Below are 17238 nucleotides of genomic sequence, written 5' to 3'. Positions count from 1 at the left end.
ATTAAATTACTTTGTAAATGTTTAACATCAACTTAAACCATACAAAAAACTAACTTTATTACTATGTAGAGTATAAATCACTAATTACTTAGTACTAGTTAAACAAAACAACTAACTCGTATAAAATTACATCAGCTCAAGAAGGGTAAAAAAACAACACTTAGTCTCATTTGTGTTAACAGACTTTTGACAAACCCCATGGATTCTGAAAAAGTAGGCAAATCAACGCTTCTACTTGGCATCTACGAGAACAAGAAAAATAAAAATTATGCCTAAAATCTTATCTTTACTCTTATTTCTTTTTGCTTTTTTTCAAGCATCATTCGCTATGTCGATGTCTTTTTCGGACTTTAACGAAGAACAGCTAGATATTATTCTCAATTATGATTCATACACAGTCGCAGATGGTCTTTCTCAAAATACAGTAACCAGCATAGTTGAAGACAGTGAAGGCTACATTTGGATTGGTACTGTTAATGGCTTAAACCGTTTTGATGGCACAGAATTCACCCATTTTTATGCTGAAGATAATGGAAGCGGCCTACCCAGCTCTTTTATCCGCAATCTAATGATTGATGATAAAAATCAACTTATTGTGGGAACGGATAAAGGACTAGCTATATTTAACAAATTTACCGAAACCTTTTCTCTTGCGAAACCCAATCACCCCATATCAAACTCAGTAATATGGGCAATATATAATGACAATGGAATTAATTACATTGCCTTAAATAGTGAAGTTTACATATTTAACTCTGACTTCTCGAAAGAAATTAATTTGATTAAAAATCAAAAATTTAAAGAAATAAAAAAAATAAGAAACTCGAAAGACACATTATATATACGAAACTATGATGGAGATATTTTTACATATTCAGATGAAATCAAACTACATTCAAGCAAGACGTTAGACTTTGAAATAAATAACAATGAAATCATAACATTAGAAAAGAATGGATTATATAAAAACAAAAAGAACATTATCAAAACAAATGCATTAAGTCTTTCGTCGACTTCGTTCGCCGATACATTACTTCTATTCACTAAAAACCAAGTAATTTCTATTGAACTTAGCCAAAACAGCAATGAAATAAAAAAAACAATTATTGGCGAATTCAAAAGCGACCTGAAAGAAAATAACCAAATAACGACTTTCTCCACTAAAAACAAACTATTCACATCAAACTTCACTGATGGGATAAATGTATATTCACTTGAAAAAAATATCGCAAAAAAAATAAATAATAATATAAGGAACATTTGGTCAATCGTATCAAATGAAAACAACTTATTCATAGCCAGCAATAAAAAAGAGATAACTTACTTTGACAAAAAATTTAATAATGAAACAAAGTTAAAAGTAGAGTTCGCCGAAGGTCACAAAAGTATTTATGCAAACAAAAAATTTATTTACGTCGGTTCACCTGAAGGTTTATACCAAGTTAATTTAGATACACAAGAGAAAGAAAAGTTAACGTCAGAATACATCATGAAAATAAAACAAAACAATTTAGGATTTATTGTTGCTGCGACTTTTGATGGAAAAATATTAACTATCAACCCTATAACCAAATCAATTGATACTATTGACACAAGAACAAACCACCCTATTTATGACTTTGTATCTATTGATGGGAATTTATATATAGCATCACAGAAAGGGTTGCTCAAGTTTAAAGATGGTATAATAAAAAACATCTATAACAAAGAGTTAGTTGCAAGTTTAAACCAATATAACAATCAGTTAATTTTCGGTTCAAGGACTGGGATATTATCTTTGGACTTACAAAAAGAAGTCGTATCTGAGATATTGAAAACAGAGAAAACCATTTACTCCATAGATATAATTGAAGATATAATAGTTGCTCCTTCTAATATGGAAGTTAATTTAATAAACTTAAAGAAAAATCAAAAGTTAAAATTAACACAAAAAAATGGCATACTTCCTGACTATAGTACGCAGTCAAATTTAGAATATTTGAATGGGATTATTATTGGCGGCCCTTATGGGTTGACATATCTTAACCTAGATAAGGCTTTTGAACATAAAAATTCAATAAACGAAGTGACCATTCAAAACCTTTCCATATTCAATGAACCAATAACTATAGGTTCAAGAAATTTAGACAAAGCCATAAAGTATCAAAATAAAATTCAACTTAAGCATTCTGAATACCCTTTTAGCATCGAATATAATATTATAGGAAAAAATAGAGTTAATTTCGATTTCTATTATATTTTAAATGAGATAGACAATGATTGGCTACCAAATAAAAACACTAATACAGCCACATATACTAATGTCCCACATGGAACATATATTTTTGGTGTATATGCGGTTGATAAATCAACGGGACAAAGAACCCTTACAAAGAATATTGAAATAACAATAACACCACCATGGTGGCTTACATTAAAGGCAAAAATAATTTATAGCCTAATTATGCTGACTATTTTAATACTCATAACCAAAGCGATTTTGCGCCGTCAAGAAATCCAAAAACAAATCGTACTTAGTGAAGAGCGTCTTAAACTTTCACTTTGGGGCAGCGGCGATGAAATGTGGGACTGGGATATAGAAAGCGGAAAAATATTTCGCTCCAATATTTGGGGTACACTAGACTTCCCTCAAGATGGACATCGCTCAGGTAAAATTGGCGAAGAAAGTAATATTCATCCTATAGATCAACCTAGAGTGCAAAAAGCCCTTAATGATCACTTTAGCAGTATCACAGATCACTTCGAAATCGCTTATCGAGTAAAGGGTCGCAATGACCAATGGATGTGGATTTTAGACAGAGCCAAAATCGTTGAACGCGACCAGAAAGATCATCCAGTTCGTATGACTGGAACAATTAAAGACATTAATAATATTAAACAAGTTGAAGAACAGCTTAAACTTTTTGCGCGCGCAATTGAAAATATTTCAGAGGGAATGTTCATTCTCAACCAAGATTATGTATTTGTTGAAGTTAACGAAGCATGCTGCGAGATCGCACAGTGTAGTCACGATAAATTTTTACAGCAGCAACTTGAGTTTACTCGTTATCCTAATTCTTATTCAGAGCAAATTAGAAGTGCATTACGTCAACAAGGACGTTGGAATGGTGAAATAGAAGCCAATAAAGGTGATGGTAGCTTCTTTTTAATGGAATTAACCATAGATGCTATGTATGACGAGCAAGGTGAAACAAGTCATTATGTGGGCGTCTTTTCAGATATCACCCGCCGTAAACAACAAGAAGAAGAATTACGTAAATTAACTAACAACGACTTACTCACTGGCTTACCAAATCGCTCAAGTTTACAAGTAACTTTAAACAACCTAGTGAAGAAAGATATTCACCATACTTTGATGGTATTAGACTTAGATAATTTTAAACGCATAAACGACTCTCTAGGGCATCAAGTCGGTGATGAGTTGCTTATATCTGTTGCAGAACGCATTAGAACTTCAATCCCAAGTCATGCCAGTTTATATCGACTGGGTGGTGATGAATTCGCATTACTTATTGACCAGAACCCCGATATTGGCTCTAGTGCCATGATTGCCTCTAACATTATTCAATCACTAAAACCCGCATTTGAAATTAATGGGGACTCTTTGGTGCTAGGTATTAGTGTTGGCATAGTACTTTATCCAGAAGATGAGCAAAACGAGCAAGCGTTGTTACGCAAAGCTGATATTGCCATGTACCATGCGAAATCTGCCGGTGGTAGCCGCTATCAATTCTACTCTGAGTCTCTAAATCAGAATGCATTACGACAACTAGAAGTTGAAAATTTAATTCGTGAAGCATTAAAGGAAGATTTTTTTGAAGTCTACTACCAACCTAAAGTCGATTTAAAAAATGATTGCTTAGCAGGTATGGAAGCACTCGTCAGATTAAACCACCCTAAACATGGCATTATTCCGCCTAATGATTTTATCTCACTTGCTGAAGAAAACGGCTTAATAGTTGAGATTGGTGATGTTGTGTTGCGTAAAGCGTGTTTTGCTGCGCAGAAGTGGTTGGAGCAAGGCTTATTTAGTGGCCGCGTTGCCGTCAATTTATCGTCACGTCAATTTGCTCTCCCAGATTTACAGCAAAGAATAGAGTCAATTTTACGGCTTACCAAGCTACCGGCTCACCATTTAGAGTTAGAGATCACCGAAGGAACCGTAATTAAAAACCCTGAAAATGCCATAAAAGTGATGCAACAACTCGCTAAAATGGGCGTTAGCCTTGCTTTAGACGACTTTGGTACAGGTTATTCATCATTATCTTATCTTAAGCGCTTTCCAATCAATTGCTTAAAAATTGACAAATCATTTGTCGACGATATAGACAAATCTGACCGCGACTTAAAAATGGTCGATTCGATTATTACTATTGCCCACAACATGGGGTTAACTGTGGTAGGAGAAGGCGTAGAGCAGGCCGCTCAGCTTAATATTTTAAAAGCTCTTAATTGTGAGGAAATACAAGGATATATATTTAGTAAACCTGTGCCTGAAAAAGACTTCGAAGCTCTGTTAACTGCAGATGCGGTTAAAGTAAGGCTGCGTAAAAAACCATAAAAAACAAATATCATACCTTTAATCAACATTGGCACAAGAACTGCTATTAAATCGTTAGTTGTCAAAAATAACAATTTAATAATAACCCTGAGCCAAGAGAGACTAAAATGATTAAAGGAATAATTGCACTATCTGTTTTATCAATACTATCGGTTAATACAACTGTGCAGACTAAAACTCTAGATTCTCATACTGCTGCCTTACCAGCAATCAAAGTACTAGACACTCAAACTGCGGCATTACCCGCAATCAAAGTACTAGACACGCAAACTGCGGCATTACCCGCAATCAAAGTACTAGACACTCAAACTGCGGCATTACCTGCAATCAAAGTACTAGACACGCAAACTGCGGCATTACCCGCAATCAAAGTACTAGACACGCAAACTGCGGCATTACCAGCAATCAAAGTACTAGACACGCAAACTGCGGCATTACCAGCAATCAAAGTACTAGACACGCAAACTGCGGCATTACCAGCAATCAAAGTACTAGACACGCAAACTGCGGCATTACCCGCAATCAAAGTACTAGACACGCAAACTGCGGCATTACCAGCAATCAAAGTACTAGACACGCAAACTGCGGCATTACCCGCAATCAAAGTACTAGACACGCAAACTGCGGCATTACCAGCAATCAAAGTACTAGACACGCAAACTGCGGCATTACCAGCAATCAAAGTACTAGACACTCAGACTGCATAAGGAATATAACTATGTTTAATTCATTAAAAATTGCATTGGGTTTAGCTAAACCAGCTCGTAAGAAAGTTAAATTGCCTGCAGGCTTAGAGCGTTTAGAAGTGACTCAAGCCAAAGCCTGGTGGAAATAACTAAGCGGGTATTAATAAAAAAGGAGCTGCGAGCTCCTTTTTTGTTGTTTAGACATTTGCTTTTATTAAACATGCAGATAATGATTTACAGGCTCCTTTATCAATCTAAATAATCATCTGTTGCGAAATCATCTAGCCAATTCTTTTATCTAATTCATCAGGCCAACATATTTTATGTACGCACTAAGCCTCAAAAACTCGCTCTATGGGCGCCTAAACCTTCAACTTTACGATAAGCTAAATGCTTATGAGTAGTGAATAATGGGTATGCCACAGGCCCTAAAACCACGCCAACCAATGCCCAACGTTTAACCGCTAAACCTGCATAATAAGCAGAGAAGCCAAGAAAAACGCTACTCAGTACAAACAATAAAGCGAGTAATAACCAATCTAATTGAAAAATCACTGAAACCTCTTTATATCTTCAGTTAACTGCATTCCATCATAATAATGGCTAAAAACACTGCACAGCAGCATTCCATTTTCAGCCTAGGTTATCTGTATTATTAAAACTGCCTTTAGTTTCGTCCAAATTGATACATCTTAATAATACTAAAAGATTACAAACTAACCGCATTATAGCCTAAAGCACCACTCACTTCGATTAAAATTCAGGCAAAAGTATTCCGGCAAGGTAATAAAAAGCGGCAAATGATTGCCGCTTTTTTAATCTCAACTAAATCTAGTGACTCAGCATTCATCAGTTCGTATGAAAATGAGTTCCTTCAGTTGCCATATTTTTTAGCATTTCACAGGGAGCGAAACGATCACCATAAAGTTTCTGATAACGATTTAAGGTATCAACCAGGTTTTTAGGCCCTAATGAATCAATATAACGGAAAGGACCGCCTAAAAATGGTGGGAAACCAATACCAAAAATAGCACCAATATCACCATCTCTTGCGTTAGCAATAATGCCTTCTTCTAAGCAACGAACCGCTTCGTTAAGCATTTGAATAGTACAGCGCTCGGCAACTTCTTTTGCTTCTTTATCAGATGAAGCTTTAATACCTAATACGCCATAAACCGATTCATCAACCAACTTGGCTTTTTTCGCTTTAGGGCCATATTGGTAAAAACCTTTGCCGTTTTTACGTCCTTTACGATCATCGGCAAGTAACTTATCAAATGCCGCTGGTGCTGAAAAACGCGCCCCCAACTCTTTTTCTAAAATAGGCGATATTTTAGCCCCAACATCAATGCCCACTTCATCTAATAAAGTCATTGGGCCGACGGGAAAACCAAACTTAATTAATGAACGGTCAAGATGTTCAATTCGCTGACCTTCAAGTAATAATTGCGCGGCCTCATTCATGTAAAGCGCAAGAATACGATTGACGTAAAATCCCGCCCCATCTTGAACCACAATAGGTGTTTTACCTTGCTTACGGGCAAATGCTACAGTAGTGGCGATAGTTTCAGGTGAAGTGGTCTTGTGGGCAATCACTTCCACTAACGGCATTTTTTCAACCGGTGAGAAATAATGCAAACCAATCACATTTTCAGGACGCGCGGCAGCGGCAGCGATTTGACTAATAGGTAATGATGAAGTGTTAGAAGCAAAAATAGTATTTTCACCACATTCACGCTCAACATCCTTAACCATTTGATGCTTTAATGCTAAGTCTTCAAATACAGCTTCAACGACGATATCAGCATCTTTAATACCTTTATAATCAGTGGTCGTTGTCATAAGAGACATTACATTGTCACGGGCAGCCGGCGTCATATGACGGCGCTTAACACCTTTATCTAACAGCTTATAGGCATAAGCTAAAGCATTGCTTAACCCTTGCTCTGAAATATCTTTGACCCGTACCGGTATTTTAGCTTTAGTTGTGGTGACAGAAGCAATACCGCCGCCCATTAAACCGCCACCTAACACCATGGCTTTTTTAACGATGCGAGGCTCAGCACCTTCAGCACCGGTTTCTTTTTTCATTTCGGTGGTAGCAAAGAAAATACTGCGCAGTGCAGCTGACTCTTTGGACATTACTAAATTAGCAAAATGAGTCGCTTCAATTTCTAAGCCTTTTGCCATACCTTTATTTAAGCCCTGGCGAACACAGTCAATAATTTTTGTAGGCGCAGGGTAATTACCGGCTGTTTTCTTTTCGACTTGTTTACGCGCTTGATCAAACATGATGTCACGGGTAAATGAGGTTGACTCTAAAAATTGATTTAGCTTTGACTGCTTAATCGGTTTGGCAGCGCTTTTACCTTTTTTAGCAAGCTCAATTGCGGTAGCAAGCAAAATTGAGTTAGGTACCACATCATTCACTAAACCCATTTTTAATGCTTGTTTAGGACGAACTTGCTTACCGGTCAACATTAAATCTAAGGCGGTTGCTACGCCCACTAAACGAGGTAAACGTTGCGTACCGCCACCACCGGGTAATAAACCTAACTGCACTTCAGGTACACCAAGTACGGTTTTACTATCATCGCTACAGACACGTAAATGACACGCTAAAGCCAGCTCTAAACCACCGCCTAAACACGCGCCGTTTATCGCAGCAACAACCGGAATAGTCAAACCTTCTAGATCATTAAATACCACATGCCCTTGCTGTGATAAGTCTTTTGCATCTTGTTCACTTTTACAAGCGGCCAACATACTGATATCAGCACCGGCAACAAATGAATCTTTTTTGCCAGAAACAACGACTAAGCCTTTAATGCTAGCATCGGTTTTTATTTCGATGAGAATTTCTGAAATCTCAGCACCAAACTCGGCTTTTAAGGTGTTCATGGTTTCGCCAGGAACATCCATAGTCAAAATAGCGATGCCGTCATCACGACGTTGTAAATTAAATGTCTTTTCCATTGTAATTACTCCACTTCCACGATCATTGCAGCACCTAAACCACCCGCGGCACACGCCGTTGCCAAACCAGTTCCACCACCACGGCGCTTAAGTTCTTGACATACTTGGGTAATTAAACGAGTTCCGGTTGCCGCAAAAGGATGACCATAAGCTAATGAGCCACCTAGCACGTTAAATTTACTCATATCGATTTCGCCAATTGCGCGATTACGACCTAACTTCTCTTGAGCAAACTTCTTCGAACCAAACATCTGCATATTGGCAAGCGTTTGGGCAGCAAATGCTTCATGCATTTCAACTAAAGTTAAATCTTCTAATTCCATACCAGCGCGTTTCAGCGCTAACGGTGTGGCATATGACGGACCCATTAACATATCTTGCCAAACGTCAATCGCAGTAAAGGCGTAACTTTTAATGTAACCAATAGGCTGATACCCAAGCGCTTTAGCTCGGCCTTCACTCATTAAGATGATTGCTGATGCGCCATCGGTTAATGGCGTACTGTTAGCCGCGGTCACAGTACCGTGTTTACGGTCAAAAGCTGGACGAAGCTTGGCGTAAGACTCAAGTACTGAATCTTCACGGATATTGTTATCACGGTCGATAAACTGCTTATAAGGTGGAATATGCGCCGCCATCACTTCTTGCTGCAACACGCCTGAGTTCCAAGTTTGAGTTGCTAATGTGTGCGAACGGTGAGCCAACGCATCTTGATCTGCACGGCTAATGCCATAGGTCTTAGCCATCTGTTCCGCGGTTTGTCCCATAGATAAACCGGTTGAATACTCTGCTACGGCTGGCGGTACAGGCATTAAATCTTTCAAACCTAAGCGGCGCATAATGGCAAATTTTTGCTGAAAAGTACGCGCTTTGTTAAGGTCAACTAATGCGTGAGCGAGTTTTTTAGACACGCCAATGGGCAGTACAGATGAAGAATCGGCACCACCAGCAATACCAATTTCAATGTTACCGGTCATGATTGATTCAGCAACGTTAACCGCTGATTGAAAAGATGTCGCACACGCGCGGGTAACACTGTAAGCATCAGTAGAGACATCCATACCGGTGCCTAGTACGATTTCACGGGCAATGTTTGGCGCGGCTGGCATTTGAACAACTTGACCATAGACTAATTGTTCAATGGTTTTGGGATCTAATTCTGAGCGAGACAACAACTCATTAACTACCATTTTGCCCATATCTAATGCTGATACGCCATGGAATGCGGTAGCCTGCTTTGCAAAAGGCGTTCTTAAGCCGGCGACGATTGCAATACGCTCTCCGCGGGCATTTGTTACCTGTTGTCTATCACTCATTTTTCACCCTCTTTTTATAGTTAACCTGGCGACACAAGCTCAAGTTGTTAATATCCGTTTCGCCCGACCAGAGTGGTCAGACCATCAAAGTGTGATTTGATTCTAACTTTTTATTTACTGGTTTTAAACACCTGTTTAGATATATCTTGCAATAGCACTATATCTGCCGTGACTGACTTTAGCTATTAACAACAAAAATATTCTTAGTGTACCTTATTGCGCTTATTGGTTTCATTAAGGGTTAAAATCTGTTAATCCTACTAGCTAAATCCATATAGAATTCATAACATAAGGCGCATTGTGTTTATGTTATTAGCAAATGATTGAGTAACCGTATGCCTTTAAGCCGATTTCATTCTTTAAGAACTTATCTCGACACTATTATTTTAGGTCAACCTGTGTTGACTGAAAATCTTTTAATTGCCTTAGTAGCTAATGGTCACTTACTGGTTGAAGGCCCTCCAGGCCTAGCTAAAACCCGCGCAGTTAAAGCTCTGTGTGATGGGGTTGAAGGTGAGTTTCATCGTATTCAATTTACACCAGATTTATTGCCAGCAGATTTAACCGGTACTGACATTTATCGCCAGCAAACTGGCACATTTGAATTTGAAGCAGGTCCTATTTTTCATAACTTGATTCTAGCTGATGAAATAAATCGCGCCCCGGCTAAGGTGCAATCAGCCTTATTAGAAGCCATGGCAGAAGGTCAAGTCACGGTAGGTAAAACCAGTTACCCTTTACCAAAACTGTTTTTAGTGATGGCAACCCAAAACCCGTTAGAAAATGAAGGGACTTATCCATTACCCGAAGCCCAGTTAGATCGTTTCTTAATGCACATTAATCTGGATTACCCAAATGCAGAAACTGAGTGCCTTATTTTACGTCAGTCACGTAAAGAAGCGATTAGTCATCAACTGCCGACAACTGAGCCTGTTGCGCAGGCCGATGTATTTGCCGCACGGGATCAAGCACTAGAAATTTACCTTGCTGACCCCCTTGAGCAATACATTGTTGAAATCGTTATGGCAACCCGTCAGCCTGAACGATACAGCCCTGAATTGGCTAAATGGTTAGAGTATGGCGTTAGTCCACGTGCCACTATTTCATTAGAACGCTGCGCCCGTGCAAGAGCTTGGCTTTATGGCCGTGATTATGTATCACCAGAAGATATTCAAGCCGTCGCGCCTAATGTGCTACGTCACCGTCTATTGTTAAGCTATCAAGCGCAAGCCGAAGGCATAACAGCAGATCGCGTTATTGACACAATTTTGTCTCAAGTAGCAGTACCTTAAGCAATGAGCACAGCAGAATTATCACTGCCGTTATTTAGTGATGGCATAAACTTGAACGAGCAGGAGTTAATTGCCTGCCAAAGCTTGTCGCATGTTGTAGCTGACCGTAAAACACGCACAAAAGCGGCTATGGCTGGTCATAGGGCAAGTTTAGTCAAGGGCCGCGGTATGGAGTTTGCTGAGGTACGTCATTATCAAAATGGTGATGATGTGCGCTCTATTGACTGGCGAGTTACCGCGCGTACTGGCGTGGCTCACACCAAATTGTTTATTGAAGAACGCGAACGCCCTATCCTATTACTAGTCGATTTAAGCCACAGTTTATATTTTGGTTCACAATTATTATTACAAGCGGTTCAGGCTGCCCACGTGGCCACAACCATAGCCTGGAGTGCGGTAAAGCATGGTGATAAACTCGGTGCATTAATTGCCAGTGAAACAACCCATTTAGAGCTCAAGCCCCGTAGCCGTAGACAAGGCATGTTACAACTGTCATCAGGTTTAATTGATGTGCATCAAAAACAGCTCAATCAATTTGATAATTTGCCGCAAGACCCCGAACATATGTTCAAAGCTTGCCAGCGATTACAGCGGATAGCAAAACCGGGCTCTTTAGTATGGATCATTACCGATGGTCACCATTTCAGTCCGCAATGCCTTGCGCCGCTAACACAGCTAAAACGTCACTGTGATATCGGTGCATTTGTAATAACAGATCCGCTTCGCCAGGGGACACTGAATTTGCCTAAGCAGTTTGCTTTTCCGGTACGTGATGGCAAGCAGCAATTAACATTAACCCGCGACAGCTATCAAAAATGGTTAGTAGAGCAGCAAGTTGCCCAACAAGGCTTTGTGCAATTAATGAAGCAACTTAATGTACAACCTAAGTTTATCGATGCAGGTAAACCACTGAGTGAACAATTGGAATTATTACGCTAAATGTTACCTATTTTAATTAACTCAATCATAGCGTCGGCAGCCGCACCTGCCGCGGTGGCTAACCAAGGTGTTTCGCCTTTAGCTCAAATGCATGACATTTTATTGCCTAACATGGTTTCATCTATGCCAATCGCACCAGGATATTGGCTATTACTTGTGCTATCTATCCTAATACTGAGCTGGATGATTGGTAAAATTCTCAAGCAACGTCGTTATCACGCGCCCCGAAAAACCGCTCTGAAAATATTACAATCAATGGACAGTACAGCAGATGACTTTGCTTCAGAGGTTAATAGCTTACTAAAACGAACCGCAATGACCTATTTGCCAAGGCAATCACTGGCACATTTAAATGGTCAACCTTGGTTTAATTGGCTAGATCAACGTTTACCAAAAACCAAACAGCATCTTATAGGTACGTTATTAGTCAAACGCCACCAGGCTAAAGGGCTCACACTTGAAGATAATCAGCAGTTATTAATGCTGGCGAGTCTGTGGCTAGCCAATAAACATCCGTTTGAGCCTGTCAGTATTCAAGATACTGATAAACAGCATAAACAGGAGGCTGCATGTTAAGTGTCACTTGGCCTTTGGTGTTTATTTTATTGCCATTGCCGTTATTTTTTAGACAAACAAAAATCGTCGACCAAGGTGGACACCTGCAACTTCCCGGTGTTGGTCACGCCATCAAAAACCAAAGCCAACAAACGGTAAAACGCTCACGCAAATTATATTGGCTAATGTGGGTATGTTTATTGTGTGCAGTAGCAAGGCCCCAATGGCTGGGCGAGCCGATTGAGTTACCGTCCAAAGGTCGTGATTTAATGATGGCTGTTGATTTATCAGGCAGTATGCAAATTGAAGACATGGTGATTGATGGCAAAATCGTCGACCGTTTCACCTTAATTCAGCATGTGTTAGCCGACTTTATTGAACGTCGCAAAGGCGATCGCCTCGGATTAATATTATTTGCTGATCACGCTTATTTACAAGCGCCACTGACCCAAGATAGACGCTCGGTGGCAAAGTTTTTAACCGATGCACAAATTGGTTTAGTCGGCAAACAAACGGCTATTGGCGAAGCCATCGCATTAGCGGTAAAACGATTTGAAATGGTTGATGAAAGTAATCGGGTGCTGGTGTTGTTAACTGACGGTTCAAACAATGCTGGTAATATTGAACCCGAAATGGCAGCAGAAATAGCTGCAAAAAGAAACATTACTATTTATACCGTAGGTGTTGGCGCCGAGTTACTTGAGCGCCGTACTATTTTTGGTAAAGAGCGCATTAACCCATCAATGGATTTAGACGAAACTCAGTTACAAAAGCTAGCCGATATGACCAATGGGCAGTATTTTCGCGCTAGAAACAGTGAAGATCTGGCAAAAATTTATCAGACCATAGATACATTAGAGCCGGTTAGCCGCGATCAATTAAGTTATCGCCCGAAGAAAGAATTATTCTATTGGCCTTTATTAATGTCTTTATTGCTCAGTATCTTAATTAGTGCCCAGCAACACTTTCAAGCTGGTCTGGTATTACCTTCATTTAAGCGTGGGGGCAAAATAGAATGATTCACTTTATCCGCCCAGAGTGGCTATTAGGTTTAGTGCCGCTTATTTTATTAAGCTTGCTATTTTGGCGCCGTCATCAGCAACAATCTGCTTGGAAAGAGTATATTGCGCCGCATCTAACCCGCATGCTGATCAGCGACAGTGCCGAACAAAGCAATAAACCTAAGGGGTTACTGGCATTTTGTTGGATTGTTGCAGTATTAGCATTAGCTGGCCCTGCTATCAGCAAACAAAATTTACCTGTATTTGCGACGGATCAAGGTAGAGTGTTGATTATGGACATGTCTTACTCTATGTACGCGACCGATCTGACTCCAAATAGATTATCCCACGCTCGCTTTCGCGCGACGGATTTACTGTCTGAAATAAAAGAAGGCGAAACGGGCTTAATTGCCTACGCGGGTGATGCTTTTACCATTAGCCCTTTGACCCGTGACAATGGCACTTTGTTGAACCTCTTGCCCACATTATCACCGGATATTATGCCTGTAAGAGGCTCAAATTTATCCTCAGCCATCACATTAGCACAGCAGCTTTTAGCCCAGGGCGGCCATATTACTGGTGATATTATTCTAATGACAGATGGGGTTTCAGATCAGCAATTTAACCAGGTATATGATGAATTAAAAAATAGCCGCTACCGTTTATCAATATTAGCCTTTGGCAGTAAAACCGGTGCCCCTATAAAGCTATCTGATGGCCAATTAATGCGCGATAGCAGCAATGAAGTGGTGGTCGCTAAAACCGATATTAACTTGCTGCAAAAACTGGCTAAACAAGGTTCAGGAGTGTTAATTGCAGCGCAGTCAGATGGCAGCGATATCAAACAACTCATTCAATGGCTTGCTGAAGATGGCCAAGCAAAAGCCACTGAACTTGAAGGTGAATCATGGCAAGATTTAGGTCCTTATTTAGCACTATTATTATTGCTACCTGTGTTATTAAGCTTTAAACACGGTGTGCTAGCTAACCTTATGTTACCAACTGCCTGGCTACCTTTAGCTGGACTAATGGGTTTGTTAGCCTTCAGTACTGGCTATAGCAAGCCTGTACAGGCCAATATTTGGGATGACTTATGGCTGACAGCGGATCAACAAGCCCAGCAGGCTTTTGATAAAGAAGAGTATGCCAAAGCGGCGGCAAATTTCAGTCAACCTAATTGGCAGGCTAGCGCCCATTATAAGGCAGGAAATTACCAACAAGCGCTTGAAGGTTTTGAATTAGACAATAGCGCCGAAGGCTTATATAACCAAGCCAATAGTTTAATGCAGTTAGGCAATTTACCTGAAGCTATTAAGCGCTACCAACAAGCTTTAGGATTACGAGCTGATTTTATTGAGGCAGACGAAAATCTAGCCTTAGCACAAGAATTACTTGAACAACAGTCACAGCAAAATAAACAAGATAGCGATCAAAATGGTGAGCAGAAAAATGACTCGCAGGATAAAGATCAACAACAAAATGATCAAAATAGCGAGCAGAACAGTCAACAAAATCAGCAACAAAATCAGGACCAGCAAAACAGCAGTCAACCAAATGATCAGCAACAAGACTCTCAAGATTCAAGCTCAGATTCTGATCAGTCTAACCAGGACCAACAAGGCAAGCAGCCTGAGAATGCTGAGCAGGATAATCAATCTAAAAGCAATGAAACACCTGACAAACAACAATCTGAAGATAGCCAAGACGAAAATCAGCAACAATCATCTGGCAGTCAACCCAATGATAAGCCTAATGATCAAGCAGAAGAAAATGCCGATAACGCTCAGTCTAAATCAGGCTCTTCAGAAAACTCAACCGCGGAAGATGAACCTGCGCCAAGTAATGAAGCCAGTATGCAAGCCAATACTGAACTAAGTGCTGAGCAAAGTACGGATGCTAAAAGTACGGATGCTAAAAATACTCAGCTATCAAATCAGCCAACGACTTCAGCAACACCTTTAGAAGAAACATTAGATGAGGATGGCAAGCCTATAAATCAGGTTATTAGCCCAACAACGATAGGCCAACAACCATTGCCAGAAGATATGGAAAGAGCATTAAGAGCAATAAATGAGGATCCACAAGTATTGATCCGCAATAAAATGCAATTGGAATATCAAAAACGTCGTCAACAGGTCAAGGAAAAAGAACAGTGGTAATTCGAATTTTATTAAGCCTAATACTTATTGTTTTGGCCCCTTCGGTTATGGCGATCACTCAAGTAGAAGCCAGTATCGACAAAAATCCGGTGAGTGAAGGTGAATACTTTGTGTTGAACATCAGCGCCGATGACGATCTCAATGCCGGCGCATTAGATACATCTTCATTACTGGATAACTTTATTGTTGGTCGCACAAGTGTGGGCAGAAGTACTCAAATGATAAACTTCAGCACCACCAAAGAAACTCGATGGCAAGTGCTGTTATCACCTAAATATACCGGTAAGGTGACTATTCCAGCGTTCACTATCGGCGGAGTAAGTTCATCGCCAATTACCCTGCAGGTTAACCCAGCAGGAAGTCAGCCCCAAGAATCTCAAAATTTGTATATTGAAGTCAGCACTAATGTTGATGAAGCCTACGTTGGTCAGTTAATTAACTACAAGGTAAAACTCTATTTAGCCGTAGAATTGCAACGCGGTGTACTGGGTGCCCCTGTCGTCCAAGGTGCACAAATAAAACAAATTGGTGAAGATACCGACAGCACTGAAATCGTCAATGGTCGCCGCTTTAGAGTGATTGAGCGCAACTACGGTATTGTTGCAGGCTTACCTGGTGAAATTATTATTAACGGTGCAACTTTTTCTGGTGATGTATTAATTGAAACACAAAACCGTGGCGGCATGTTTGGTTTTAATGAAAGCATTCCGATGCAAACTGAAGCCGAGCGGAAAGTGATTCAAATAAATAGCTACCCACCGAGTTATCAAGGTGAGTGGTTAGTGAGTGATTTAGTGTCCTTACGCGAAGTATGGCCCGATGATAAAACCACCTTTGAAGCAGGCAGCCCCATTACTCGAACCATCAGCTTAATTGCCATTAATGTTGATGAACATAGCCTCCCCGAGCTGGCAATGCCTGCAACAGAAGGAATGAAGATTTATCCTGAGAAGCCGTTACGCCAAACGGGTATTCGTGATGGACAAGTGATTTCGCAATACAGCTTAACTGCCGCTATGGTACCTACTAAACCGGGCACTTATACCCTGCCAGAAATAAAAGTACCTTGGTGGAATATTCAATTAAAGCAGCAGGAATATGCCATTTTACCTGCCAAAACCATTACCGTTATCGCAGGGCAAATGGCCGATAATGCACTACTGATTTCGCCCCAAGCTCAATCTAACAATAGCGCGGATTACTGGCCATGGTTGACCGGATTATTTGCAGCACTATGGTTAATCACTTTAGTGTTATGGCGAAAAGCCGCAGGCCGAAGTCATCAAAATCAGGCCCGTGACACAACAATCACCGCACGTCCGACAACGAATATGGCTAACTTAGCAGCCATAGTGGATGCCTGCGATCGTAATAATGTCAGCGATGTGATAAGCACGCTGCAACAGTATTTTTCAGCGATATTGAAGCGTAAAGTCACTTTGGCGGAAATTAGTCAGCTTTCTGAATTACTTTCACAAGCAATTAGCGTTTTGCAATCCGGCCGCTACAGCCAACATACAACCCCTGTGAATAAAAAACAGCTTATTGATGCAATCCAATCATATCAACCTAATAGCAATAAACAGACGGATTCAATCATAGTTAAACTGAATCCTTAAGGCCTATCAAATGGGTTGTGCTCCCTTTTATGAAATAGCATAAAAGGGAGGTGTTATTTGGCACTTTGTAGCGACTTATAATAATTGCCACTAGTGATCTGTCACTGATAATAATGAAGACCAGTAATAAAATA

Annotated in this window: 11 protein-coding genes; 8 read left to right on the top strand and 3 right to left on the bottom strand. The window is 40.1% G+C overall.

Features of this window, described 5'->3' with window-relative positions:
- Window positions 1-268 precede the first annotated feature (268 nt).
- Window positions 269-4561, top strand: coding sequence for an EAL domain-containing protein (locus ACRWQL_RS15965; RefSeq protein WP_434951005.1), 4293 nt, complete (start codon window positions 269-271; stop codon window positions 4559-4561).
- Window positions 4562-4668: 107 nt separating this feature from the next.
- Window positions 4669-5268, top strand: coding sequence for a hypothetical protein (locus ACRWQL_RS15960; protein ID WP_434951003.1), 600 nt, complete (start codon window positions 4669-4671; stop codon window positions 5266-5268).
- 318 nt (window positions 5269-5586) lie between these two features.
- On the opposite strand, the gene ACRWQL_RS15955 is transcribed toward ACRWQL_RS15960, so the two are convergent.
- The 3 genes from ACRWQL_RS15955 to fadI form a co-directional block, all read right to left on the bottom strand.
- Window positions 5587-5766 carry a hypothetical protein gene (locus tag ACRWQL_RS15955; RefSeq protein WP_434953405.1) on the bottom strand — a complete coding sequence of 60 codons (180 nt, stop codon included), beginning with the start codon at window positions 5764-5766 and terminating at the stop codon, window positions 5587-5589.
- 330 nt (window positions 5767-6096) lie between these two features.
- Complete coding sequence (gene fadJ, locus ACRWQL_RS15950; RefSeq protein ID WP_434951001.1) at window positions 6097-8223, bottom strand: fatty acid oxidation complex subunit alpha FadJ; 2127 nt, start codon at window positions 8221-8223, stop codon at window positions 6097-6099.
- Between the two features lie 5 nt (window positions 8224-8228).
- On the bottom strand, window positions 8229-9539 hold the full coding sequence (fadI, locus tag ACRWQL_RS15945; RefSeq protein ID WP_434950999.1) for an acetyl-CoA C-acyltransferase FadI: 1311 nt from the start codon (window positions 9537-9539) through the stop codon (window positions 8229-8231).
- 335 nt (window positions 9540-9874) lie between these two features.
- Here fadI and ACRWQL_RS15940 point away from each other — a divergent pair, with 335 nt between their 5' ends.
- The 6 genes from ACRWQL_RS15940 to ACRWQL_RS15915 are packed head-to-tail and all read left to right on the top strand — an operon-like array spanning window position 9875 to window position 17104.
- Complete coding sequence (locus ACRWQL_RS15940) at window positions 9875-10831, top strand: AAA family ATPase (protein ID WP_434950997.1); 957 nt, start codon at window positions 9875-9877, stop codon at window positions 10829-10831.
- 3 nt (window positions 10832-10834) lie between these two features.
- A complete protein-coding gene (locus ACRWQL_RS15935) occupies window positions 10835-11770 on the top strand; it encodes a DUF58 domain-containing protein (protein ID WP_226414247.1) in 936 nt (311 codons plus the stop codon).
- Entirely contained in the window at window positions 11771-12346 is a 576-nt protein-coding gene (locus ACRWQL_RS15930; protein ID WP_434950995.1) for a DUF4381 domain-containing protein, read from the top strand.
- Entirely contained in the window at window positions 12340-13344 is a 1005-nt protein-coding gene (locus tag ACRWQL_RS15925; protein WP_434950993.1) for a vWA domain-containing protein, read from the top strand. The genes ACRWQL_RS15930 and ACRWQL_RS15925 overlap by 7 nt, the downstream gene beginning before the upstream one ends.
- Complete coding sequence (locus tag ACRWQL_RS15920) at window positions 13341-15485, top strand: VWA domain-containing protein (protein WP_434950991.1); 2145 nt, start codon at window positions 13341-13343, stop codon at window positions 15483-15485. Before ACRWQL_RS15925 ends, ACRWQL_RS15920 begins: the two co-directional genes overlap by 4 nt.
- Window positions 15479-17104, top strand: coding sequence for a BatD family protein (locus ACRWQL_RS15915; protein ID WP_434950989.1), 1626 nt, complete (start codon window positions 15479-15481; stop codon window positions 17102-17104). Before ACRWQL_RS15920 ends, ACRWQL_RS15915 begins: the two co-directional genes overlap by 7 nt.
- The last annotated feature ends 134 nt before the right edge of the window (window positions 17105-17238 follow it).

The sequence above is a fragment of the Shewanella sp. HL-SH4 genome, from assembly GCF_051164845.1.
In the GTDB taxonomy this organism is placed as follows: Bacteria; Pseudomonadota; Gammaproteobacteria; order Enterobacterales; family Shewanellaceae; genus Shewanella; species Shewanella glacialimarina.
The sequence above is the reverse complement of the archived record's forward strand: the minus strand, read 5'-3'. Positions and strand labels throughout refer to the sequence as shown.